This is a genomic window from Humibacillus xanthopallidus, assembly GCF_006716675.1.
GTDB classification, from domain to species: domain Bacteria; phylum Actinomycetota; class Actinomycetes; order Actinomycetales; family Dermatophilaceae; genus Humibacillus; species Humibacillus xanthopallidus_B.
The window spans coordinates 227,237-250,576 of sequence record NZ_VFPM01000001.1; the positions used below are offsets into that span (position 1 = coordinate 227,237).

At 73.7% G+C, this 23,340-nt stretch carries 6 protein-coding genes; all 6 read right to left on the minus strand.

Going from position 1 to position 23,340, the window contains the following annotated elements:
- Positions 1–7 precede the first annotated feature (7 nt).
- The 6 genes from FBY41_RS00995 to FBY41_RS01020 all read right to left on the minus strand — a co-directional run bounded on the left by FBY41_RS00995 (position 8) and on the right by FBY41_RS01020 (position 23,289).
- Positions 8–4,390 carry a hypothetical protein gene (locus FBY41_RS00995; RefSeq protein WP_141841570.1) on the minus strand — a complete coding sequence of 1,461 codons (4,383 nt, stop codon included), beginning with the start codon at positions 4,388–4,390 and terminating at the stop codon, positions 8–10.
- Complete coding sequence (locus FBY41_RS01000) at positions 4,387–9,468, minus strand: DUF3892 domain-containing protein (RefSeq protein WP_141841571.1); 5,082 nt, start codon at positions 9,466–9,468, stop codon at positions 4,387–4,389. Before FBY41_RS01000 ends, FBY41_RS00995 begins: the two co-directional genes overlap by 4 nt.
- The gene (locus FBY41_RS01005; RefSeq protein ID WP_141841572.1) at positions 9,465–12,977 is read right to left on the minus strand and encodes a DUF6603 domain-containing protein; all 3,513 of its coding nucleotides are present in this window, start codon (positions 12,975–12,977) and stop codon (positions 9,465–9,467) included. Before FBY41_RS01005 ends, FBY41_RS01000 begins: the two co-directional genes overlap by 4 nt.
- Entirely contained in the window at positions 12,974–17,392 is a 4,419-nt protein-coding gene (locus tag FBY41_RS01010; RefSeq protein ID WP_141841573.1) for a hypothetical protein, read from the minus strand. Before FBY41_RS01010 ends, FBY41_RS01005 begins: the two co-directional genes overlap by 4 nt.
- A gap of 372 nt (positions 17,393–17,764) precedes the next feature.
- The gene (locus FBY41_RS01015) at positions 17,765–18,715 is read right to left on the minus strand and encodes an acyl-CoA thioesterase (protein WP_141841574.1); all 951 of its coding nucleotides are present in this window, start codon (positions 18,713–18,715) and stop codon (positions 17,765–17,767) included.
- 89 nt (positions 18,716–18,804) lie between these two features.
- Positions 18,805–23,289 carry an FtsK/SpoIIIE domain-containing protein gene (locus FBY41_RS01020; protein WP_185748831.1) on the minus strand — a complete coding sequence of 1,495 codons (4,485 nt, stop codon included), beginning with the start codon at positions 23,287–23,289 and terminating at the stop codon, positions 18,805–18,807.
- Positions 23,290–23,340 lie beyond the last annotated feature (51 nt).

Below are 23,340 nucleotides of genomic sequence, written 5' to 3' on the forward strand. Positions count from 1 at the left end.
GGTGCTCCTAGACCGGTGCTGCGTCGGGGGTGAAGTCGGTCGTCGGCACGGCACGTGCGACGTTGACCGGGAAGTAGAGGCCGGGGAGGAACTGGCCGATGCGGTCGAGCGCGGCCGGGTCGACCATGCGCAGCCGGGCGAGGTCGATCGTCTCCGACACCGTGTCGAAGAGCACCGCAGGGGTCCACGTGGGCGACGCGTCGGGGGGCACGGCGACGAGGAGGGACTGCGGTGGGGCCGAGCCGGGGGCGTCGTACTCGAAGGCGACCGCGGCCGTGCGGCGCTCGTCCGGCACCGTCTCGGTCCACTCGTCGACGAGCAGACCGCACACCGGTGCGAGGGGATCGAGACCCATCGGTGCGGCCACGACGAAGCCCGCCAGCCCCTCCCCCGGGGTGTCGGCCGAGCGGGGCAGGGCCCGCCACAGGTCGCCGGGGACGTGGGGCAGCTGGGCCACCCGCAGGGTCGGGCTCACCAGGGTCGCGGCAGGGGCCTCGAGCGCGTCGGCACCGATGAGCGCGGTCTGGAGGCGGTCGGCACCCTCGCGCACTCGGGCGGCCCGGGCCAGCCACGCACTCGAGGCCCAGGGGTCGCCGCCCTGCAGGGCGGTGCTCGCGGCGAGCGAGGCGGCGAGGTCGGGCTGTTCCGGGTGCGACACGCGTGGCAGCACCGGCAGGTCCTCGCCGACGAGGGCAGCGAGCCGTCGCCGCTGGCGGTCGGCGGTGGCCTCTCCGGCGAGCACCGCCGCGGCCGCCGCCAGACGCTCGAGCAGCGCCTTGCGGGTGCGTGCGGCGGCCTCGACGACGGCCTCGGCATGTCGCGCCAGCCGTGGCGGCGGGACAGCGCCGATGATCCCGACACCTGCGGCGACGAGCAGGGCTGCGCGGCGGGTGGACTCGTCGCCGGTCTCGAGGTCGTGGGCCGCCGCCGTGAGGGCGACCGTGACGGCTTCGGCGCGGTTGAGGATGTGCTGGTGGTCGACGAGACCGTCGGTCGGGGCGCCCGGCTCGAGGTCCGAGGCGACGACCGGCCGCGACTGCAGCAGGAGGGCGCGGACCCCGGCGACTGCCGTGAGGAACTCGCCCACACCGAGACGGTCAGCCGGCCAGGCCGGGTCCCGCCCGAAGTCGAGGCGCAGGCTCCACTCCGGCGTCACGTCGGAGGGCGCCACCGTCCACGCGTCGAGCGCGATGCGCTGCTCGAGCTCGCCGCCCGACGGCTCCGGGCCGCGCGGCGGCATCATGACGCAGTCGATCGCGGCGAGGAACAGGGCCGAGAGCTGGCGCGCCTGGACGTGCGTCACCCCCTCCGGCGAGGTCCACACGAGCCGCACGAAGACACGTCCCGTGCTCGGCAGGAGCGCCGACGCGATGGCGTCGAGCTCCGGACTGGCCATGGCACGCAGCGACGTCGTGGCCGGGTTGGCGGGAAACTCTGCGCGAGAGGCGGATTGGCCGTTCGAGAGGACGAGCAGGCGGTGGCGGACGACGAGCCCCGACGTCGGGGTCGCGGCGACGTCGAGCTCTGCCGGTGGCGGCACGACGCCTCGCGAGACGGTGTCGAGGCTGGCGGCCGCGCGCGCCATGTTGCCCTGGAGGGCGTGGTGCACGCTCTCTGCGAGCAGGGCGTCGTGCACGGCGTCGACGGCGTCCTCGAGCACGTCGAGCACCTCGTCAAGGGCGACGTGGTCCGCATCGGTGGCACTCGCCGCCGGGAGCCCGTCGCCCCAGGGGAGCGTCGGTCGCCGGCGCAGCAGGGCGAGTCCGTCGACGACGCCCCCCGGCAGCTCCGTGCGCCTCAGCGAGCCGTCGGCCCGCACCTCGGTCGCCTCGGACGGGGCGAGCTCGCGAAGGCGCGGGAGGAAGCGGTCGAGGAACTCGCGTGGATGCTCGTGCAGCGCCCGCTCGAAGAGGTATCCGAGCAGAGCCGGCAAGGGCTGGCCCTCCCGGATCCCTTGCAGCACACCGGTCGCCAACCGCACGCGACGCGAGGTGAGCTCCACGGCGAGTGGGTTGTCGGGGCCGGCGCCCCGCGCCCGGAAGCCGCTGCGCAGCACCGCGGCTGTCGTCGCGTGGGCGATGGACGGCGAGAGCACGTGACCCGCACCGGGCGTCCGCGTGAGCGGGAGTGGCTCGTCGGCGACGGGCTCGGTCTGCTGGGGCGCCGGCCCGTCGGGCAGCAGGTCGACGAGGACCCCGTAGCCCCCGAGGTGCGTTCCCGCCGGCTCGGCAGCCCGGATCGTGGCGAGCCGTTCCGTCGCGTAGCTCGTGATCCAGGCGTCGAGGCGGTAGGACGCGAGCCCCAGGACGCCGCCCAGGTGTCGCTCCAGGTCGGAGGCCGACGCGGAGCGCAGCGATGCGAGCGCCGCCCGCACGTCACGCACGCCCGTCGCCGGAGGGAAGGTCGACGACGACTCCGTGAGGGCCGCCTCCAGCGACGGCCATCCCGGCACCGCCGGAGCGAGCCGCTCTGCGAAGGTCGGCACGACGTCGGCCGGCAGGATGTTGTGCAGCTCCTGGCCGTCGCGGGTGCGTGCAGCCGGTATGCCGTAGCGCCGGGAGGCGTCGTCGGCGGCCGCCGAGTGCTCAGCGAGCAGCGATGCCCGCGCCAGGCGGTAGAGGAGCGGAACCCTCACACCACCCGGGCCGGTCTGTGCCGCAAGGGTGGTCGGCGACAGCGGCCCCGAGAGCGTCGTCAGCCACTGGGCGACGGGCGCGGTCGTGGGCGCATCGACGAAGGGGGTGTGGAGCGGGAAGGCGTCGGTGGCGTAGACCCCGCGGGCCAGCAGTCCCTCCGAGGCCGCCGGCCGGCCGAGCTCGGCGAGCAGCGGCCCGGCGACCGCGGCGAGCCGCTCCTGCCAGTCGTCGGCGAGCCGGAACTTCGCGAAGCGCCAGAGGGAGGCGACGTAGTCCGGGCCCAGCAGGCTGCGGGCGGCCACGGAGCGCGGCCGGGCATCGGTGGCGAGGATGTCGAGCAGCACCTCCCCGGGGTCCTGGACGGGCAAGCCGCGGGCCAGGGCGACCTCCGGCGCGAGGATGCGCGGCACGTTGTCGAGCGACGGGCGCCACACGTGGTCGCGCAGCGCGCGGAGCAGGGAGATGCCGTCGGCGTGGTTGCCGGCCTCACGACGGACGTAGCGGTCGAAAGCCAGCGCGGGCAGCACGGCATACGGCTGGCGACCGATGCGCAGGCCGGGCAGCGGGCCGTCGGCGCAGACCCAGTCGACGAAGTGCCGCCGGACGCCGGGCTCCTGGGCGGCGGCGCTGACCCCGCCCGTCGGCACGTCGAGCAGGTGCCGCATGGCGTAGCCGAGGGTGCCGGGCCACAGGGCCCGACGCATGTCGGCGGCCCGGGCCGCATCGGCAGAACCCCCACCCGCGGCGCGGCCGAGGGCGGTGGGCGCCGTCTGTCGCACGGGGACGTCGCGAAGGCGGTCCGGGCCGTCGGCTCCGCCGGCAAGTCCCACGCCGAGCGCCGAGGCCAGGCGGTCGCCCGCGAGACCCCGGCCGGGTGCCGCATCGGTCACGGTGACCCGGGCGGCGAGCATCTCGCTCGGCGATCCGCTGTCGTAGCCGGAGCGCACGTCATCGGTCGTGTTGGTCGCGGTGCCGGGGGTGAGCAGCGCCAGGCCGTCGTCGGCCGCGTGCGCCTCGAGCAGCTGCGCGAGGGTGGCTCCGCCCTGCTGCGGGGTCGCCGTCTCGTCCACCCCGACGACGACGAGACGGTCGATGCCGCCCTCGAGCATCGCCGCCGGGAGCGGCTCGATGACGAGGCCCATGCCCGCCCCGCAGGCGGCGTCGAAGTCGACGAGCCAGTCGAGCGCGCTCGGCACCGGAGGCAGCTCGTCGTCGGTCGGCACCTCACCCTGCCCCGGCCCCGGCCCGACCGCGAGCTCCTCACGCACCTCCGACGACATGCCGTATGCCGGGGGGCTGCCGTCGCGGGTCGCCATCGCCCACCAGCGGGTGGGCAGGGCGCGGGCCAGCGGCGGCCTCGTCCACGCCTCGGCGGGCTCGACAGCCGGGAAGACCGGGCTCACGGGCGCGTCGACGGGAAGCGGCGACGTCGGGCGACCGTCGGGGGCCGGCTCGAGGACGCGGGCGACCCACCGGGCCCGCTCGGCCGTCCCGACATCACCGAGCAGGCGGTCCCAGGCTTCGCGCTCGCGCTGGCCGTTGCCCCCGGCGCGCCACATCGCCGTCCAGTAGTCACGGCCGCGCAGGATCTCGTCGGAGGTCAGGTCGACCTCGTGGGCGTCGACGTGGACGGTGTCGGGATAGATGCGCACCTTGAGGGCGCTGCCGGAGAACCGCGTCTCGAGCCGGACCGGCAGCAGGGTGACCGGCCAGCGCGTGGACAGCGACCAGGTGGCGGGTGGGGTGACCGTCATCGCGGTGAGACCTCCGGCAGGGCGAGCAGGTTGTTGGGCGCCTCGGCGTCGCCACGAGTGCGCACGTAGCGGCGGCCGTCGGCCCGGTCGACGACGACGATCGGGGTGCGGCGAGAGCCGATCTGCACGTAGAAGTGGTCACCGTGGGCGGCTGCGTCGGCGACCTCGTCGACCGTGAGGCGCCACACCGAGCCGGGGTCGGCGTGCTCACCGTGCAGGGCGACGATGTGCCCGTCACGGCGCTCGATGCCGGTGATGCGCCAGCCGTCGAGCAGGGGGCCGAGCATTCGCGCTGCATGGACGGCGATCTCGACCGGCTGTTGCAGCAGGGCCCTCGCCACGTGGGCACCGTTGCGGCCGAAGGTCGCTCCGTCGAGAGTGAGGCCGCTGACGGAGGTGGCGCCGACGGGCAGGAAGCGCGCCGTCGAGACGGCGGCGGGCCCGACGAGGTGCGCCCAGTGCAGGTCGGACCAGTGACTCGGTGGCGTGGCCCACCTCGTGCGGTCCTCGGGCGGGTCGTCGACACCGAACCGCAGGGCCGTGGCCTGCTCGCGCAGCACGATGAACCACCCCGGGGCGCTTCCCCCACCGCGCGCTGCCGCGACCGACAGCGGGAAGCCGAAGAGGAGCAGGTCGGGCGAGAGCCAGCCGCTGAAGATCGGCGCGACCTCCTGGTCCTGCGGGGCGAGGTCCCGGCGGCTGCGCGCGTCATCGGCCCAGACCGCGGGGCGCATGGCGACCGTCGTCGAGGGGTAGCGTCGCAGCAGCTCGCCGCGCACGGCGAGGACGAGGTTGCCCTCGCCGCTCGCGCCCACCCCGGTGGCGTGGCTGCCGAGCGGGCCGCCCCAGCCACTGATCGGGGGGATGTCGGGCGCGCCGCCCTTCGTGCCACGGACGTCCCAGAACTGACGGAACCAGGTCGTCCGGAGGTCGACGGGCACCTCGCGCCACAGCAGCTCGCGGCTCAGCTCGTGGTTGAGCCCGACGAGGAAGGCCTCGATGAAGGCGGGATTGGCACGGAGCAACGTCATCGTCTCGGGCGGGATCTGCTCCACGCCCGGCACGATGTGCTCCTGGCCCACCCGCCGCAGCAGCTCGTAGGACGGCTGCGGGAAGCCCACCTGCCGCACGACCGGCCGCAGCGAGTCGGCGACGGGGTCACCCGTCGTGCTGCCGGGGGGCCGCTCGGGCAGGGCCCGTCCTCCGACGACGATGCGCCCGAGCGTCGCCCCCGGGACCGTCTGGGCGGGGTCGAGCGCCGTCACCAGGCGGGTGGCGGTCTGCGCGACGTCGACGACCTGCTCTCGCGCGGCCTTCGCCAGCGACTGGGCCGGTGCGAGGTAGGCCTGGTGGGCGGCCGATGCAGCGGTGAAGGCCGCGCCCATGGTGGCGCGGCGCTGCACGAGGGCGGGGTCGAGGTCGTAGACCGTGAGCGCAGCACCCTGGTTCTCCCAGCCGAACCAGTAGGGCACGACCTGGTCGCCCGACCAGACCCGCGCCTGCCCGGTCTCGTCCGCGTCGAAGCCGATGCGGATCCGGCCCTCGTTGTCGTACTGGGGGTCGGCGAGGAAGAGCATGACGAGGTCGGGCTTGCGGCTGCCTGTGATGTCGACGACGCACAGCCCTGCGCCTGCGTGTCGCGGTGCGATCGGCGGGCCACCGACCGGTCGCGGCGCGCTCCATGAGCCGACGACGTTGCCCCGGCGGTTGAGCACGTGTCCGATCCGGACGCTCGCACGGTCCGCTCCGCCCGCGTCCTCGACGACGAGCAGGGCGAGGTCGGCCCGGTCGTCGTCGTCGAGGTCGGCCACGTCGACCCCGAGACCCCGCACCGTTCCGACGCCGTCCCACGGGATCGGCTTGGACTCGGACCAGCCGTCACTGACGTTGCCGTTCGCGTCGAGGCGCCAGCCGACGCGGTAGTAGAGCCTGGTGGCGACGCCGGGGCCCGAGACGGCATACGCGACGACGAGCTCCGGTCGACCGTCACCGTCGAGGTCCGCCAGGGCGATGTCGCACTCGGTGACGAGCGTGTTGAGCTGCGAGTGCAGCGCTTTGGGGCCGATCCAGCCGGTCGGCACGCCGTTGGCGTCGAGGTCGGTGCCGATCCAGTAGCGGGCGTCGCACCCCGCCGTGCCCGGCTCGACGGTGAGGACGACGATGTCGGGACGGCCCGTGCCCGTGACGTCGCCGACGGCGATGCCGAGCCCACGACTCTCCGCGCCGAGGACCGGGCCGGCATAGGGGCTGCCGGCCGGCAGCCAGCCGCCTGCGACAGTGCCGTCGAAGCCGAGGTCGCGACCGACCCGGTGATAGACCCGGTTGGCGCCGCCGGGGTTGTCGACGTGGGCGACGACGGCCGAGCCGAACATCGCGAGACGAGGTGCCCACCGCTCCTCGGCCGGCGGCTGGGCCGTGACCGATCCCTGCCCCCCGCTGTCCTTGGGGATGCCGTGGTCGACCCACTGCCACCCGTTCGCGCCGTAGGTGCGTCCCCACAGGTGCCCGTCGGAGGCGGCGCAGAAGAACGTGTGGGCCTGCACGGCGGCGTCGGGCTGGGCGATGATGCTCGCTCCGCTCGGCGGCTTGCCGTGGTAGACCCAGACGTACGCGCTGCCGTTCCACACCCGCTCGGCGACCCCGCCGTCGGAGACCCGCACGAACTGCTTGGACCCGAGCATCGGCGCGCCCGACGGGCTGACGACGGCGCCCTGCGGCGGGCGGCCGTGCGCCACCCACTGCCAGCCGCTCGAGCCGAGGTAGCGCTCCCAGAGGTCGCCCTTCTGGGTCGTGACGAAGAGCTTGGAGCTCTGGAACGACGGCCCGATGTCGGGGATCAGGCCGCCGTCGGGGAAGCCGTGGCGAACCCATGTGTAGGTGCTGGTCACGAGGCTCAGCTCCCACAGCTCACCGAGGTTGCTGATGACGAAGACGGAGCCGTTGATGACGCCACCGGGGCGGCCGACCGCCGACTGGGACGGCCACCAGATCGGCCCCACCGGGTAGCGCGGGATGCGGCCGTGGTCCACCCACCGCCACGTTCCCGGCAGGTCCGGCCGCAGCTCGGCCATCGAGCCGTTGGTGCACGTCACGAAGACGCTGCTGCCCGCTGCCGCCGCGCCGCTCGTCGTGACGTACGTCCCCTCGGGGCGGCCGTGGTCCTGCCACAGCCAGCGGTCGCCGTCCCAGTAGAGGGAGCAGAGCCGGCCGTCGGCCGTGGCGACGTAGACCCTGCGACCTACGGCGGCGCTCACCGAGGAGGCGGCATTGCCCCCCGGCGGACGGCCGTGGTCGCGCCAGACCCAGGTGCCCCCGATGAAGCGGACCTCGAAGACGCGGCCGTCCTCGCTCGCGGCGAAGAACCGGTCCTCGAAGACGAGGACGCCCGGCGGGCTGACGATCTTCGTCGGCGCCTCGACGATGGGGGGCGCGGCCGCACCGGTCTGCAGCAGCCACCACGGGGCGAGCTTCTCGATGTAGGACTGGGTCACGGACTTGAGCGCGAGCGGCACGGAGGCCTCGGCGAGGGCATGCAGCTGCACCGTGCCCGCCGGCGGGTCGAGCGTCGGCGCCTTGCTGATCGTCGTGGCCGCGAGCGCCGCGACGGGGGCACGGAGCGCGGCCCCACCGGCCCGTCGAGCCACCGGCCCGTGCGGCCGCGCGACTCGCCGGAAGGCCGACGACGACACGGCGGCCAGCCCGGGGTTGCCCGAGACGAGCGAGCCGATGCTCTGCCCGCTCCGCGGGGTCACCGACACCAGGCGCGAGACCGGCGCGGTGAGGGCGAGGACCTCGGCCTGCGTGAGGGGTCGCCCCGGACCCTCATCGGTGAGGCGTCTGCGGTGCAGCTGCTCCGAGACGGCCCGCGCGAGCTGTGCCCGCCGCAGCAGGTCGTTCGCCTCACGCAGGCTCGCGGCCTGCGTCCACGCTGCCTCCGCGAGCTCCTCCTGGTGGTCCCGGACGACTCGGGCTCCGAGCCCCGCAGCCACCCGGTGGCGGGGGTCGAGGTTGAGCTCGCGCAGCCACTCGGGGCCGCTCCCGTCGGGCGGGACCTCGACGGTGCCCGCCTGTCCGGAGCCGTAGAGCGGAGGGGTGAGCCGCTCGGGGTGGCCGAGCAAGGCCCGCATCGCGGCCCGGTGCTCCGACCGCTGGGGGTCGGGCCAGGGCGTCGGCCGCGAGGCCGGTGCGCGCAGTGCCCCCTCGAGTCCGAGGACGCCGCCCGGCGCGTCCTCTGCGACCTCGGGCAGGCCGGGGTCGGCCGCCCCGACGAACATCGGACGGCGGCCGACCGTCTCCGGCACCGACCGTGGCTCGATGCGCCGCACGAGGGTCTCGAAGTCACCGCCGACACCGGTGCGGAAGCGCCACGAGTCGTAGACGGGCAGGTCGATCTCGTCGGCCGACGCTGTGTCCCACGCGTCGGTGAGGTCGCCGGTCTCGTGGTCACCGAGCGGCAGCCCGAGACCGGCGAGCCGGCCCGCCTCGAAGGCGGGCACGAGCGCTGCGACGTAGTCGGTGCCGGCGACGAGACGGCGCGGGGAGACGATCCGCGAGAGCGACCGCTCCGTCGCCGCGAGCGCAGCAGCGGGCCCCTCGGCGGTGTCCGCGACGGCGAGCTGGGCATGGGCCCAGGCCCACGACTCCGCAAGCGGGGGCAGCTCGTTCTGCGGGCAGGTGAGGACGGGGAGCGGATGGTCGGCCTTGCCCGTCACCTGCGCGGGTGGCTCGGGCACGACGACGAGGACGAGCCACGGCCGAAGCCGCCCGTCGGCGTCGGGGCCACCGGTCGTGAAGGCCCAGGGGGCATCGGGGTTGTCGAGCTCGACGCACGCGAAGCCCGTCGTCTCCGCGCCGTCCGTGTCGGGCGCGGGGAACCGCCGCACGACCTGCTCGCCGTCGAGGCCGAGCACGTCGCCCGGACCGAAGGTGCCCACCTCGCGGGGCACGGTGACGCCGGCACCATCGGCCCCGAGGACGACCGTCACCGTCACGTGACCGCGGGCCGGCAACGCTGCTGTCGAAGGGAATCCGGCTGACAGACCGGCTCGGACCCACGGCAGGAAGCGCAGCCCGCTCATCGGGTCGCCTCGGCCAGGGAGACGACGGGGACCCGGTCCTCGCCGCGGACGGGGCCGCCGAAGTGCTCGAGCACGGCGGTGTACGTGTCGGGCACGGGACGCAGCCCTCGCGAGCCGTCAGCGGGTGCCATGAGCCCGGAGACGGCATACCTCGGCTCGAGGACGGTGACCTCGGCGACGTCGGTGGCGAAGCGGGCGGCGCCGCCGCGGCGAGCCGGCGCCACGGCTGCCGGGCCGGTCTCGATGCTGCGGGCGAAGCGCTCGGGGGCGAGCGGCTCGGGGGCGAGGGAACGGACGGGCTGCGTCGGCGCGTCGAGGATGCCGCGCTCGTAGGCGACCTCCGTGAACACCCCGGCCGTGGCGTCGGCGGGAACGGAGTAGCCCGGCGAGCCGAACCACGATCCGGACTGGAGCATCTCGAAGTCGGGCCGGCCCAACCGCTGGTCGTCGGTGAGGTCGAAGAACTCCCCGGGGGCGAACGCCGCGAGGATCGGCGACCCCGGCTCGACCGTGGTCGCGGCCCCGAAACGGGCGCCCGCGATCGTGTACATCCGCGGGCGGTCGAGCGGCACCCGGCCGAGCCGCTGAACCGAGACCGCGAGCGGCAGGACGGCCTGCTGCACGCCGACCTGGCCGAGGGGGTGGACGAGGAGTCCGTCGGCCTCGACCGAGCGGAGCGTCGCGACCGAGGAGGCCGAGGGAGGGCGCACCGACCAGGCGCCTGCTGCCGAGAGGGCCTCCGTCGTGCGGCCGGTCGGGTCGAGCGGCATGGGCGCGTCACGCTCGGGCTCGGGCGGCCCCCACCGGCCCTCGACCGGCACGGAGCCGTTGATGAACCACAGGCTGAAGGACGCCTTGCCCTTGAAGACCCACGGCTCCGGGCCCGTGAGCGAGAGCTGGAGCAGGACGGCCATGAGGACGCGGTCGCCGCGCTTGAGCGAGACGCTGGCCTCGAGGTAGAGGTCGAGACCGAAGGGGCTCCAGCGGATGAGCGCGTCGAAGACGAGATGGCCGTCGACGCTGAAGCCGAGCGCCTCGGCGTGCACCTCCACCCGCGCCCCGAGCTGGAGGCTGTTGGACGTCACGGCGAGGTAGGCCGTCAGGGTGATCTTCGGGTTCTTCTTCTTCGAGATCGCGAGCGTCAGGCGCCGCACCTCGGGGAAGCCCGGTGGCGGCGTGTAGCGCGGGTGGAAGCCGCCGGCGCTGAACGCGAAGACCGAGCGGTCGCCCCAGGCCGCCCGCACGAGCATGTCGCCCGTGAGCTCCATCCCGGCGATCTTCGAGTCGACGAAGGTCGCGTCGAGCGAGAACTCCTTCTTGTCGAGGTCGAGGATGCCGACGGCGTCGAGACGCAGCTCGACGGCGGGTGACTTCTCGGGGAGCTTGAGGGCGACGCGTCCGAGGACGATGAGCCGCAGAGGCGCGGGGATCTCGAGCAGCAGCGCGAGCTCGAGGCTGAGCCAGGCCTCGGGCCCCCACGTGAACTTGGCCATGAGCCCGAACACGTGTCGGTCGGGCGCGACGGGGAAGAGGGCGCCGAGGGTCGAGAGCAGCTGCGGCGCGTTGCCCACGGGGTCGGGCGGGAAGAGCACGGCGTCGAGCGCCTTGGTGCGTACCCCCGCCCGCAGCGCGGGGAGGTCGGTCGTGCGATGGAGCCCGACGACGAGACCTGCGCCGGCGATGTGCACGCCGAAGGCGATGTGTACCGGCTTCCACTGCGCGGCCGCCACGACGATGAGCGACCACGTCTCCTTGCCGTCACGGCCGAGGATCGGTGAGCCGTCGGGGAGCTTGGTGTTGAGCAGGCCCAGGGCAGCGAGCTTGAAGTCGCCGAAGCCGAGCTCGAGCGCCCCGGCGTACTGCCCTTTCAACTCGTCGACGAAGAGGTAGCCGCCACCCTTGACCGGGCCGGCCTTGATCGTCATGCCGACGCCGTCGGGCGCCTTGAACCTCGGGACGAGCTGGACGGGGCCGAGGGCCCCACCGCTCGTCTGCGGGAAGGACAGCTCTCCGGTGATGCCGATGCGCTCGACGACGGCCTTGAGGGCGCCGATCTCGAGCTTGACGGTCAGTGCCGCGGTGGCCCCGAGGGTGCGGGTCGCGACGTCCGCGTCGAGGGCGAGGTAGACGGAGTCGATCTCGAACGGGCCGAGCCCGAGGTGGATGGGCAGCGTGACGGCGGTCGAGAGGCCGCCGGCGATGGCGAGGCCGCCGCGCCGCGACCACGCGAGGCCGAGGTCGAACTCGACGCGCAGGCCCTCGGTCGGCAGCACCCGCTTGAGGAAGGCGTCGCCGTCGCCGGCGCGCACGACGACCTCCGCCTTCTGGGCAGCGAGCCCGAGGCCGAAGTCCTCGCGGCCGGTGCCCATGACGGCGAAGGCCTCGAGCACCGCCGAGCCGACCGCCAGGTGGGTGCCGTCCGCCGGGCCGAGCAGCAGGGCGAAGCCCGACCCGTCGGGCAGCCGCGAGGCCCGCGCCCGGGCACTCAGGGACGGCGTCGACCCGTGCAGCTCGAAGCCGTTCTCGTTCAGCTCGATCGCGCCAGGGGCACCGGCGTCGAGCTCGAGCTCGTAGCGCCACCGCGCGACCGCGTGGCTGAGCCCGACGCCGACACGCGGCACGACGACGAGCCCGAGGGTGCCGGTCGTGCCGCTCGAGCCCGGGTGGTAGCGCAGGGCGATCGTCGCACCGAGGGGCAGGGTGACGCTGCTGCCGAGGCGGATCGTCCCGGCGATGGAGAGCATGTGGCCGGACAGGGCGACGCCCGCCGGGCTGAGCGCCGACACGATGTCGTCGGAGATGCCGTAGCGCGCGGGCACGCCGAGCTCGCCGAGGAGGGCCGCGACGCGCGGGAAGGCCATCGACGCGAGGCGGTCGGCGTCGCCCTGGCTCGTCACCCCGTTGGGCAGGTAGACGTCGTGGAAGTGACCAGCAGGGTCGGCCAGCAGGTCGATGATCCGGTCGAGGTGGATGGTGTCGCGCCGCCGCGGCAGCCGCACCGGCGGGGTGCCGTCGACGTCGGGCTGCGGGATGCTCGGGGCGCGGTCCGCCGCCGGGGTGATGAGGCCGAGCAGGACGGCCGTGCGGTAGGCGACGGGCGACGCCGCGTGGAGCCGGTTGACGGTGAGGTAGGAGAGCAGGTCGACCGACATGTCCTCGGCCGAGAGCCCGGCCGGGAGGGTTCCCTTGAGCAGCGGCGGCACAGACGCGACGGCGCTCGCCTTCGACGCCTCGTCGGCGATCCGCTTGACCTTCGCGAAGCCCCACTCCCCCTGGTCGGCGATGACCGCCGCGAGGGCGCCGAGCGCCGCCTCGACTCCCCCGAACCAGGCCGTCAGCTGTTCCTCGCTCGCGCCCGTCAGCGCGGTGAGGTCCCAGCCCAGGGCCTCGAGCAGCCGCGCGCGGGCCCACGGGTTGGTCGCGGCCGCGACGACCGGCGCGCTGAAGGCCACCGCCTCGTCGGCGATGATGTGGACGAGGTCCTTGCCCTCGCTCGGCGGGTCCGTCATGCCGGGCTCCTCGGTAGGTCGGAGACATCGAGCCGGAAGGAGCCGCGGCCTCCCAGCAGCGTGCGCTCCCCGGCCGGGAGCGCGTCGACGGGCAGGGCGAACCCTCGCGGGTTCGTCGCCGTGACCGTGCCGCCCGAGGGTGTCCAGGCGGGCCAGGCGAGCACGGCGACAAGGGCGGTATGCAGCGTGGCGTCGGTCGTCGTGCCCGCGAGCAGCGCTGCGGTCAGCGCCTGCTCGTGGGTATCGGTCCACGCCGTGGTGGGCGCGCTGAAGTCCGCTGCGCCGGAGGCCTTCGCGGCGTCGAAGGCAGCGTGGAGGCGGGCGCCGGCCCGGGGCTTGGCCCGCTCCTCCTTGGGCATCTCGGTGTCGGGGCCCGGCCCGACGACGGCCCCCGGGTCGGCCTGGTGCCAGGCGAGGAGCAGGGCGACTCCGCGCTCGCTCGTCACGAGGTCGCCGATCCGCGCACGGCGGGTCTTGTCACCGGCGGGCAGGTCGGGCACCGTGGGCGCGCCGAGCGGCCCGTCCCACGGGGCGCTGAGCAGGTCGGCCAGCCGCTGCCGGGCGAGCAGCCACATCGAGCGCCTCAGCCCGTCCTGCTCGGCGACGGCGGTGACGACCCGGTTCACCCAGTGCCACGACCGGAGGTAGTCGTGGTCTGCGACCTTGTCGATCGCCTTGGCCTCGCCGCTGCGGTCGGTGAGGGCGGGCAGGGCCGCGAGCACGAGGTGGGTCTTGTCGAGCAGGTCGCCGCCGTCCTTGCCCCAGGCCTTCGACGCCGAGAGCCCGAAGCGACCGGCGACGGCCTCGAAGGTGTCCGGGTCGCGCCGTCGCAGGTAGGCGAGCAGCGGCAGCAGGTCGCCCTCGGCGACCGACCAGTCGCGCAGCGGTTTCGGCCCCTCGATCTGTGGGGGGCTCACGGGGCGACCGGACCCCCAACCGCCGAGCCCGACGGCGAGCGCCGGCTCGGCGTGGGCCCGGACCGCGTCGAGCTGCCCGTCCGAGCGCACCTCGGAGACGGCGCGCAGGACCTTGAAGCTCGAGAGGCGCTGGGCCGCCCGCGTCGCCACCGACGTGTCGGACGACCCCCGGTCGGCGACGAGAGCGGCAAGGCTGGGCCCGGCTGCGCCGTCTGCCACCCGGGGCAGCAGCACCTCCGGACGCACCTCGAGCTCGGGCGAGCGCTGGCCGCGGAGCGGGTCGCGACGGGGACCGCCGAAGCCCTCGACCGTGGCGTAGGCGTCCCAGCCCGCGAGGAGCCGTGGCGCACCGGCTGCTGCGCCTGCGGGCACGGTGGAGAGGTCGGTCACGAAGTAGCTCGCGGTCGCCACCGGGCACTCGTCGTGGCGCCACAGGTTCTCGGCCGGCCTGCTGGGCACCGTCGGTGTGGCGGGGATCGTGGCGAGCGAGAGCCGGTCGCCGGCCGCGTTCGTCGTCCATCCCTCGACGATGACCGGACACCGCCAGCGCCGCTCCTTCCACGTCGTGATGACCGCCTCCGTCGGCAGGTCGACCGAGCCGTGCACGATGCCTCGGTAGCGGTCGCCGGTCGGCACGTCGACGGCGCGCAGGGACTCGACGTAGCGCGAGGGACGGGGCACGGGCTGGACGTCGACCGCGACTCTCGAGCGGGCGGCATACACCTGCAGCTCACGGACGGCGAACTGTGTGAGCCGGTCGAACTCACCTGTGGCCGTGCGGTGCTGGGCGAAGCCCAGCTCGAGCAGGTCACGCTGGAGGGTGGCGACGTGAGCCGGTCCGGTGTAGCCCTTGCGCTCGACGCCGCCGTAGGTGGGCGGCTTGTCGGCTGCCGCGTCCTTGTCTCCCCGCTGGAGCAGGAAGCCGCCGTAGCGCGGGGGCTGGAAGAGTGTCGAGCCGAGAGCCAGGTCGACGACGTAGCGCGTCAGTGGGGCGGCGGTCTGCCGGTCGGCGCCGCGCTCGAGGCGCCACCACAGGGTCTGCGCGACCGACTTGCGGTCCTCGGCGCCCCAGAGGAAGCGGATCTCGCCGAGGTTGACGCGTCCGACGATCTCCTTGCCCGAGCCCCACGGCCCGAGGTAGTCCTGATGGTTGCCCGCGGCGGCGAGGTACTGCGCCAGCGCCTGCTGCGTGTCCCCGCCCGGGGCCGAGACGTCGCGCGCGGCGACGTCGCGCGGGGGCACCTCGGGATCCGCCTCGTCGTGCTTGACGAAGGAGATCTCGGCCCGGATGTCGGGCTCGCTCGTGACCACCCTCGTGTCGGTGACCTCCCCGACGGCCGGGCGCCCCGAGACCTTCCACGGGCGCAGGCCCGACCCGCCCCAGCCGAGGCCGAGCTCGTTGCCGACCTGGATGCTGGCGCCGGCCTCGTTCCGCCATCCGACGATGCGGCGCTCCGGGAGGCGGTCGAGCACCGGCTCGAAGCCCGTCGAGTGGAGGAAGCGGGTCTTGCCCTCCTCGTTCTTCAGCGACGACGAGACGAGCTGGGCGGCCACCCCCTCGACGCGCGTCGAGGCGAGGGCCGCGGGCGCACCCGGTGCGGTGTGGGGCGCCCGTGCCGAGAAGCGCAGCCGTGCCGCGTAGCCGTAGTGGACATCGCCCGAGAGCAGCACGACCCGCCGCGAGTGGGTGCCGTCGGCGGCAGCCGTCGCAGCGGTGCACAGCCGCGGCAGGAAGGACTGGAGCCCCGCCTGCTGCAGGCCCCAGGCCTCGTTGTCCGTGAAGACGCTGCCGGCATACGACCGCCCGACGAGGGGCTGGATGAAGTCCTCGATGAGCGGAACGCCCACGACGGGCGCCGGAGAGACGACGACGGTGACACCGTCGTCAGCCGGGTCGCCGAGGTCGTGCAGCATCGCCCGCAGGGCGACGTCGTCACCGATGAGGGCGGGCGGGTCGGTCGGACCACCGGGGAAGCCGCGACGGGTGCGGGTGTCGAGCACGATGAGCTGGTAGCGCGGCCAGCGCACCTCGTAGTGGTAGTCGATCGCCGTGTCCGCGCGCTGGAGGAGCTTGCCCCGCTCGCGGGGTGGGTCCACGTCGGTGTCCTTCGGGGCGTCCGAGAGGTCGACGGGCGTGCCGACCCGCTGGGCGATGTCCTCGGCGGCTGCGACGCTCGCGTCGTCGCTGCCGGCCGTCCACGCGGAGAGCTTGGTGAGCAGGTCGCGACCCTTCTGGCCTGCGTCGCCCTGCGCGGCGAAACGGTCCGGCGTGTTGCCCCATGCCTGGAAGATGGCGCACGCAGCCATGGCGTTGGCCGCGATGCGGCGGCCGAGCCGGCTCCCGGTGTCGGCGTCCTTGGCGATGACGGAGTCGGTGCACCAGCGGCGGCAGAGCAGCCAGTCGTCGGTGACCTCGTGGTCGTCGAACATCATGAGCGTGGGGACGTTGGCGAGGGCCCGACGCACCTCGGGCAGCGAGTCACGGAAGTCCTGCAGGGGCTTGGCCTGCTCGACCCACCGCTGCATGCGCTTGACTGACTCAGGCACCACCATGGCCGGATAGGCCTCTCCCGCAAGGGTTTTGCTGTAGGTCTCCTCTCCCATGTCACGCTTGAGGTGGGGGAACTCGTCTCCGAACTCGGGGAGGGTCTGCGGCCAGAGGACATCGGCCCACACGAGCAGGTACATCCCGACGAACTCGGCGAAGCTGAACAGGTGGCTCGCACCGACGTCGCACGTCAGCTTGGCGATCTCGAGGACGGCGTGCTGGCGCATGCCGACCTCGGCGTGGCGGTCCTCGAGGAGGGCGCCGCGCTTCTTCGCCGGGAGCTGCTCTCGCGGCATCCCGAGCGCCGCCATCGCGTGGGCGGCGATGGCGAGGAGGGGGTCTGCGACGTCGTCGGCGTAGATCTGGTCGCCGGTGAGGAGCAGCTGGTGGGGTCGCAGCTCGGCCGAGTCGGCTGCGGGGGCGATGATGTCGGCGACGACCGGGAGCATGTCGAGCCCGCCGCCGTGGGGCTTGCGGCAGGAGCCGTGCAGCAGGCGCAGCGTGGCCGGCGTGGGGGGCGGCGTGGCGAAGCTCGGCAGGCGGGGAGCACCGGCAGTGCCGAAGGTGAGGGCCGCCCGGGCGGCGGCCTCTGTCGGCGCGACGACGCCGGCACTGAAGAGGGTGGGGGCGCTCTCGGGGGCTTCAGCCCCACCGGCGGCGCCGAAGAAGACCTGGTAGCGGTAGAGGCGTCCCGGCGCCAGGGGCGCGGCCGCCGTGGCCGTCACGGCGACGACGTGCAGGTTGGTGCCGAGGCTCACCGTGCTGCGAGAGCCGGTGGCGACGACCCCGGAGCCCGCGCCCCCGGACTCGCTGTCGTAGACCCGGAGGGTCGCGGTGCGGGCTTCCTTCAGGGCGAGGAAGACCGTGACGGAGGTCGGGTCGACGCGCCGCAGCATCGGCCCGACGAGCACGAGCGGCAGCTCCGCGGGCTGCTTCGGACCCCAGACCATACGTCCCCTCAACGTCACACGGATCCCGTCGAGGCGGCGAGCACCATCCCCGTCGAGGAACCGCACCATGGCCGTGCGCCGGCGCTGCGCACGACACAGAATGTAGAAGCGACGCGGCGGGGCTCGTGAGGAGATCGGCGCATTCCTTTGCCAACTATTTACCTTTGCAGGCCCGGTCGGCCCCGGGCACGGGGATCCTCGACGTCGTCGTCATGACGACCACGTGGCGCCCCCGGGCCACCCGCACACTGTGGGGTCAACCGCACACCTCGGGGTCACCCGCGCACCGTCGGCGAGGTGCGCCTGACCTCGTGCGGTGTCGCTCGCGGCACTGTCCTCACGCTGTCGCGCGACGCGACTCGGTGGCTGGCCTCAGGGCACGTGCCGCTCGGAGTCGATCTGGTGGCGCAGCGCGACGAGCTCGAGCGCGTGGTCACGCAGCGCGACGTCCTCCGCCGAGACCGGCTCCCAGGAGGGCGCCGGCACCGCGTTCCCGTCCTCGTCGAGCGGCACGAAGACGATGAGCGAGTGCGTCGTCAGGTCGAGGTCGCCCGTCGCCGGGTCGCCGGAGCGCACGTGCACGCTGATGTGCATGCTCGAGGTGCCGGTGAGGACGAGCCTCGCCTCCACCTCGACGAGGTCACCGATGCGCAGTGGACGGTAGAAGCGCACGCCGCCGGCATAGACGGCGACGTTCGCAGCACTCCCGGTCCAACCCGTGGCGAGGACGTGCGCGGCCTCGTCGATCCACCGCATGACGATGCCGCCGTGCACCTTCCCGCCCCAGTTGACGTCGGTCGGGGCGGCCAGGAAGCGCAGCACCGTCCGCGGCGCCGTGCCCGCCTCGCTGTAGGTCTGGGCCGCCATCGCGGTCGCGATCTCGGACCGCAGGTCGATGCGCCGCTTCGCGCTCTCCTGCCAGCGCCGGTCCTCGTCGTCCTGGGGCTCGTAGACGGGGACGGGTATCGGCCGCCCGTCGGCCCCGACCGCGACGAACACCATGAGGCACTCGGTCGTCGGCACCAGGTCGGGATGGCGTGGGTTGCCGGCCGACACGGTGACGAGGATGTGCATGCTCGAGGTGCCGGTGTGGATGATCCGTGCCGTCGCCTCGACGAGGTCTCCGACCTCGACCGGACGGGTGAAGCGCACGTTGCCGACGTAGGCCGTCACGCAGTAGGTGCCGCTCCAGCCGGCGGCCGCCGCATAGCCGGCCTTGTCGATCCACTCGAGCACCCGTCCGCCACCGACGGTCCCGGAGTAGCCGACGTCGGTGGGGCCGGCGAGGAAGCGGAGGGTGATCTCGCGGGCACCACGCGGCATACGGGCTCCTCGGTCGGGCGGCGGGGGTGGAGCGAGCGTGGCAGCCTACTGACGAGTCGCCAAGGAACCACGTCGAAGTGGAGCGCAGGTCACACTCGAACCTCCCCCGCTCGGCCGCGCCCGGGCGACCCGTCGACCGCAGGTCGGCTGCCGTATGCCGTCTGCCCGGGATCGTGCCCCTCCGGCACCTCTGCACGCGCCGCGCGAGCGACCTGGATCGGCACGCAGCGCGAGTCGAGGACGAGACTGCCCCGGCCGGGGATGCCGCGGCCCACCGCATCTGGCCGTGCCTGGAGACAATCGCCGTCGGCCGCCGCTGTAGGACAGAGGACGACGCCGCTCCCGTCCTGCGCGACGGCCGGGATGAGCCCCCGGAACGCCGCGTTGGCCCGCGCCGTGTCGGCACTCGCCCAGATGATGCCGTCGGACTCGTCGGCGAGACCGGCACACTCGACGAGTGCGCGCTCGAGGTCGCTGCTCTCGACGGACTCGGCATCATCGACGAGGACCGCGAGGTCCGGGTGCGCCCGTCGGAGATCGATGAAGCGGCGATCATCGCCGGGCGAGAGCACGTGCACGCCACGCTCGCCGGCCAGCACCTGCAGCGGCGAACGCCGTGCTGCGACGACGGCCACCACGCGCCCCCGCCCGAGCAGCTGCCGGGCAGCGACCTCGAGCACGTTGGACCGGCCCGACCTGGGTGGCCCGACGACGAGGAGCCGTCGAGCCGGGCCCGCCACGTCGACACCGGTCGCGCCCGCATCGTCCCCGCCGACTCCGAGGCAGACCCATTCGCGGTCGTCCGACGTCGAGCTGGACGGGACGCCCGCCTGCTGGAGACGGAACGCGAGCTCGGTCCAGCACACGAGGCGGGGCAGCGGGACGATGCGCCACGGCTCCCGCAGGACGGGCGAGTCGGTGGACCGTCTCAGCGATGCTGCCAGCCGGTGCACTCCGGCTGTCTGTTCGTCGGGGGACGGACCGGAGCCGACCGTGGCGACCTGGAGCTCGGAGCCGTCCGTGAGGTCGACGGCTCGACCGGGGACGCGCAGGTGTCGAGCGGCAGCCGGGTCGAGCCCCACGAGGGTGAGGTCCACGGGGTCGGGCATCGGCAGCACCAGCCGGCGGTCGAGCAGGCCGGACAGGCGGCCGGAGCCCACGGCCCGTCCACCGGTGACGATCACGCGAAGCCCGAGTGCCGCGCCGTCGCGGATGAGCCGGAGCAGGGCGTCGGCTCCGGCCCCACCTCCGGCGCTGCCGAGCGCATCCTCGACGGCTTCCCACCCGTCGACGACGAGGACGAAGAGGCGTGGACGGTCGCTCGGGCTGCGGTAGAGGTCGTCACCGAGTCGCTCGACGACCCGCCGCAGGAGCAGGGAGTCGGTGGCGGCGACCACCGACCCCACGTGGGGGAGCTCCGCAAGGCTGACGAGTGGTCCGGGAGCGCCCTCGAGGACGTGGACATGGACGTCGTCCACCACCCGGCGCTGAGCCAGCGCGGTGACGAGGGTTCGCAGCAGGCTCGTTCTGCCGGAACGGGATCCGCCGATGATACCCAGGTGACCGTCGACCTCAGGATTCCAATGAGCCACCAGCTGCTGTTGCTCGTGTGGCCGGTCGACGAGGCCGAAGGGCACCCTGACGTCTGTCGTCGCATGGTCCGCAGGGGCCGCCGCGGAGGGGTCGAGGGCGGCGAGTCCGGCGAGACCGTCAACACCCACCCACTGCGGCAGCGGCGGCAACCACGGCGACGGGGGCGTGTCGATCTCGAGCGATGCCGCGACGTGGCGCGCGGCGTCGACGAACGCGGCGAGCTCGGTCACCGTCTCGGTGACGTCATCGTGGACGACCTCCGTGGGGGTCTCCGTAGGGGGCTTCCTGGCCCACTTCGTGCGCCTCTCCGGGAGCGTCGTGACGGAGACTCGTCGGGCGGCCGCGGGTTCGTCGACAGCGCCACCCAGGTGGGCGGTCTGCAGCGCCACGAGCTCGCCGTCGCCGCCCCGAAGGCAGGCGCGGCCGGGCGCGCGGTCGGTCAAGGTGGAAGCGCCAGGGTCGTTGATGACGTCCTCGCTGTCGGACCGGTCGCGCACGCGCAGGCAGATGCGCAGAGACATGTTCGAGCGCATGTCACCGGTGATGATCCCCGCCGGCCGCTGGGTCGCGAGGACGAGGTGGACGCCGAGCGACCTTCCTTGTGCGGCGATCCGTACGAGGCCGGTCACGAAGTCGGGCAGCTCGTCGGCGAGCAGCTTGAACTCGTCGACGACGATGACGAGCCGAGCCAGCCGGGACCGGTCGGCCCGTCTCCTGTGGAGACGGCGGAAGGTCTCGAGATCCTTGGCGCCGGCGTCCGCGAGGACACGCTCGCGACGCCGGAGCTCCGCCGTGAGGGAGGCGAGCGCGCGAGCGGTCAGGTGCTCGTCGAGGTCGGTCACGAGCCCAAGCGTGTGTGGCAGGCGGGCGCACTCGCGGAAGGCAGCACCTCCCTTGTAGTCCACCAGGACGAAACCGAGGTCGTCCGGCCGGTGCGTCGCCGCGAGCCCGACAACGAACGCCTGCAACAGCTCGGACTTGCCTGAGCCCGTCGTCCCCCCGACGAGCGTGTGCGGTCCATCGCGCACCAGGTCGATCTCGTGCGGGCCGTCCTTCGTGAGACCAAGAAGGGCGCGCGGTGTGCCTGCCGGACGGGACCAGGCTTTCTCGAGGTCTTGGCGCTCGAGAGGGTCGAAGCCTGCGGCACGGTGCAGCGCGCGGAACGCGACTGTGGGCGGCAGGGCGGCCTCCGGGCCCTCGGGCGTCGCGTCAGTGAGGGGTGCGAGCCCTCGGCCCATTCTCTCCAGCCAGCCAGGATCGGGCAGGTCGAGGGTCACGTCGGTGACGACCTCGTCCGGCAGGGTCACTGTGGCGCGCAGACCCCGGCGGTCCACCTCCACCACGGCCGCAACCTCCCCCGGCAGCGAGGCGCGGTCATCGGCGATGCAGAGGAAGGTCAGCCCTGCTGCGGGGCCCAGCCTCAGGAGGTCGGCCACGCCTGGGACCGAGCGCAGCTCCCGAGCCCCGTCGAGGACGACGAGGATGTCACTCGTCGATGCCGAGGAGTGTAGGACCGCAGGCCCGCTCATCGTCGCGCGTCGGGCCGATGTGCGCTCGACGACGGCAGCGGTCAGCGAAGCGATGAGCGAGGCGAGGTGGCCAGACTCGAGGACGCTCGCCTCGCAGCCGATCTCACCGTCCTGGCGTTCGAGGAGGTGCGGCAGGAGCCTCGCCCATGTCCAGTCGCTCGCATGCACATCGTCTCCCGTGAGCAGCACGATCCGGAGGCGCCTCGGCGAGTGCCAGACGGCAGCCTGGGCCACGAGGCTCGCGGCGAGCGCCAGACCGTGGGAGCGAGAGGCCGCCACTCCCACGACGGCTGTCTGGGACAGGTCGACCACGACGGGCACGCCCACCACCACAGGGTGCTCGCCCACAGGGGCCCCGGCGCGCACGATCCGCGACGCACGATCCGCGCTGCCGAGCCGCAGGACGAGCCAGTCGGCGTCGTGGGTCCGACGCTCCCACAGGCGGGCTCCACGCGCGTCCACGATCTCGACGGCGAGACAGAGGTCGGGATGCTCCGCCCGGCGTCGCCGCACCTCGTCAGCGAGGGCCCCGCGCATCTGGTGCGAGACGGCTTCAAGGCTCTCGCCGTGCTGCCTCAGGAGGCGCCGGTGGGAGAGTCGTCCATGCCTCCGGTCGCTCCACCACTGCCCGATAAGCAGCACGGGCGACATCAGGGCGAAGAGGAGCATCACGGGTGATCTCATCGCGAGAGCCAGCGCGCCGGACAGGACGAGCGGCGCCAGGGACGCGAGCAGCGGCAGGCGACTCCCCTCCGGCCGACGAGGTGCCTCTGGCGTCGTGATCTCGACGCGAGGGGCCTGCCGTGCGAAGCGTGGTCGCACGTGCACGAGGACGCGACCCTCCCGTACGGCGTGTGCCACTGACGGCGTCAACCGCTGCCGCAGCACCAGAGTCGTTGATCCCACGCGGAGCACGGAGTCGGGCCGCAAGATGGCACCGTCGACCGGCAGGGGCCCGTCGTCGAGGAGCGAGGGGTTGGCCGGCTCCAGGTCGCGAACCATGATCTCACCGTCGCCGACGGACAGGAGGCAGTGCGCGCGCGAGACCCCCTCGTCCTCGAGCCTCACGGAGCAGGACGTCGACCGGCCGAGGACGTGCTCTCCCCGGCCCAAGGAGAGGGTGCGACCCGCACCGGGGCCACCCACGACCCGGAGGTCCGCGAGGCCGACCGCGGCGGACGGCATACCGAGGCGGTGAGGAGGAGCTGCGACGACGAGGGCGCCGCGCACGAGCGGAGGCCGGCCGAGGACCGCGTCGTCGTCGAGCCGTCGACGGCCGACCTCGAACTCCACGTCATCTGCGGCACGGAGGTCCTCGTCGCAGTTCACGAGTGTCGTCAACCTCGCCCGGATCTCGCCGAAGGTGGCATCGGGTGGGGCGTCGACGAGGACCTCCGTCAGTCCGATGACCGCGTCGGGTCGGCTGTCGATGAGGCTAAGGCGCAGTCGCACGTCGTGGTCTCCTTCCTGCACCGATGACAGCAGGTGGAGCCGGACGAGATC

Coding starts and splice junctions, on each gene's coding strand:
- FBY41_RS01010 (WP_141841573.1), bottom strand. CDS start 17,392: ATGGTCTGGGGTCCGAAGCAGCCCGCGGAGCTGCCGCTCGTGCTCGTC.
- FBY41_RS00995 (WP_141841570.1), bottom strand. CDS start 4,390: ATGACGGTCACCCCACCCGCCACCTGGTCGCTGTCCACGCGCTGGCCG.
- FBY41_RS01000 (WP_141841571.1), bottom strand. CDS start 9,468: ATGAGCGGGCTGCGCTTCCTGCCGTGGGTCCGAGCCGGTCTGTCAGCC.
- FBY41_RS01015 (WP_141841574.1), bottom strand. CDS start 18,715: ATGCCGCGTGGTGCCCGCGAGATCACCCTCCGCTTCCTCGCCGGCCCC.
- FBY41_RS01005 (WP_141841572.1), bottom strand. CDS start 12,977: ATGACGGACCCGCCGAGCGAGGGCAAGGACCTCGTCCACATCATCGCC.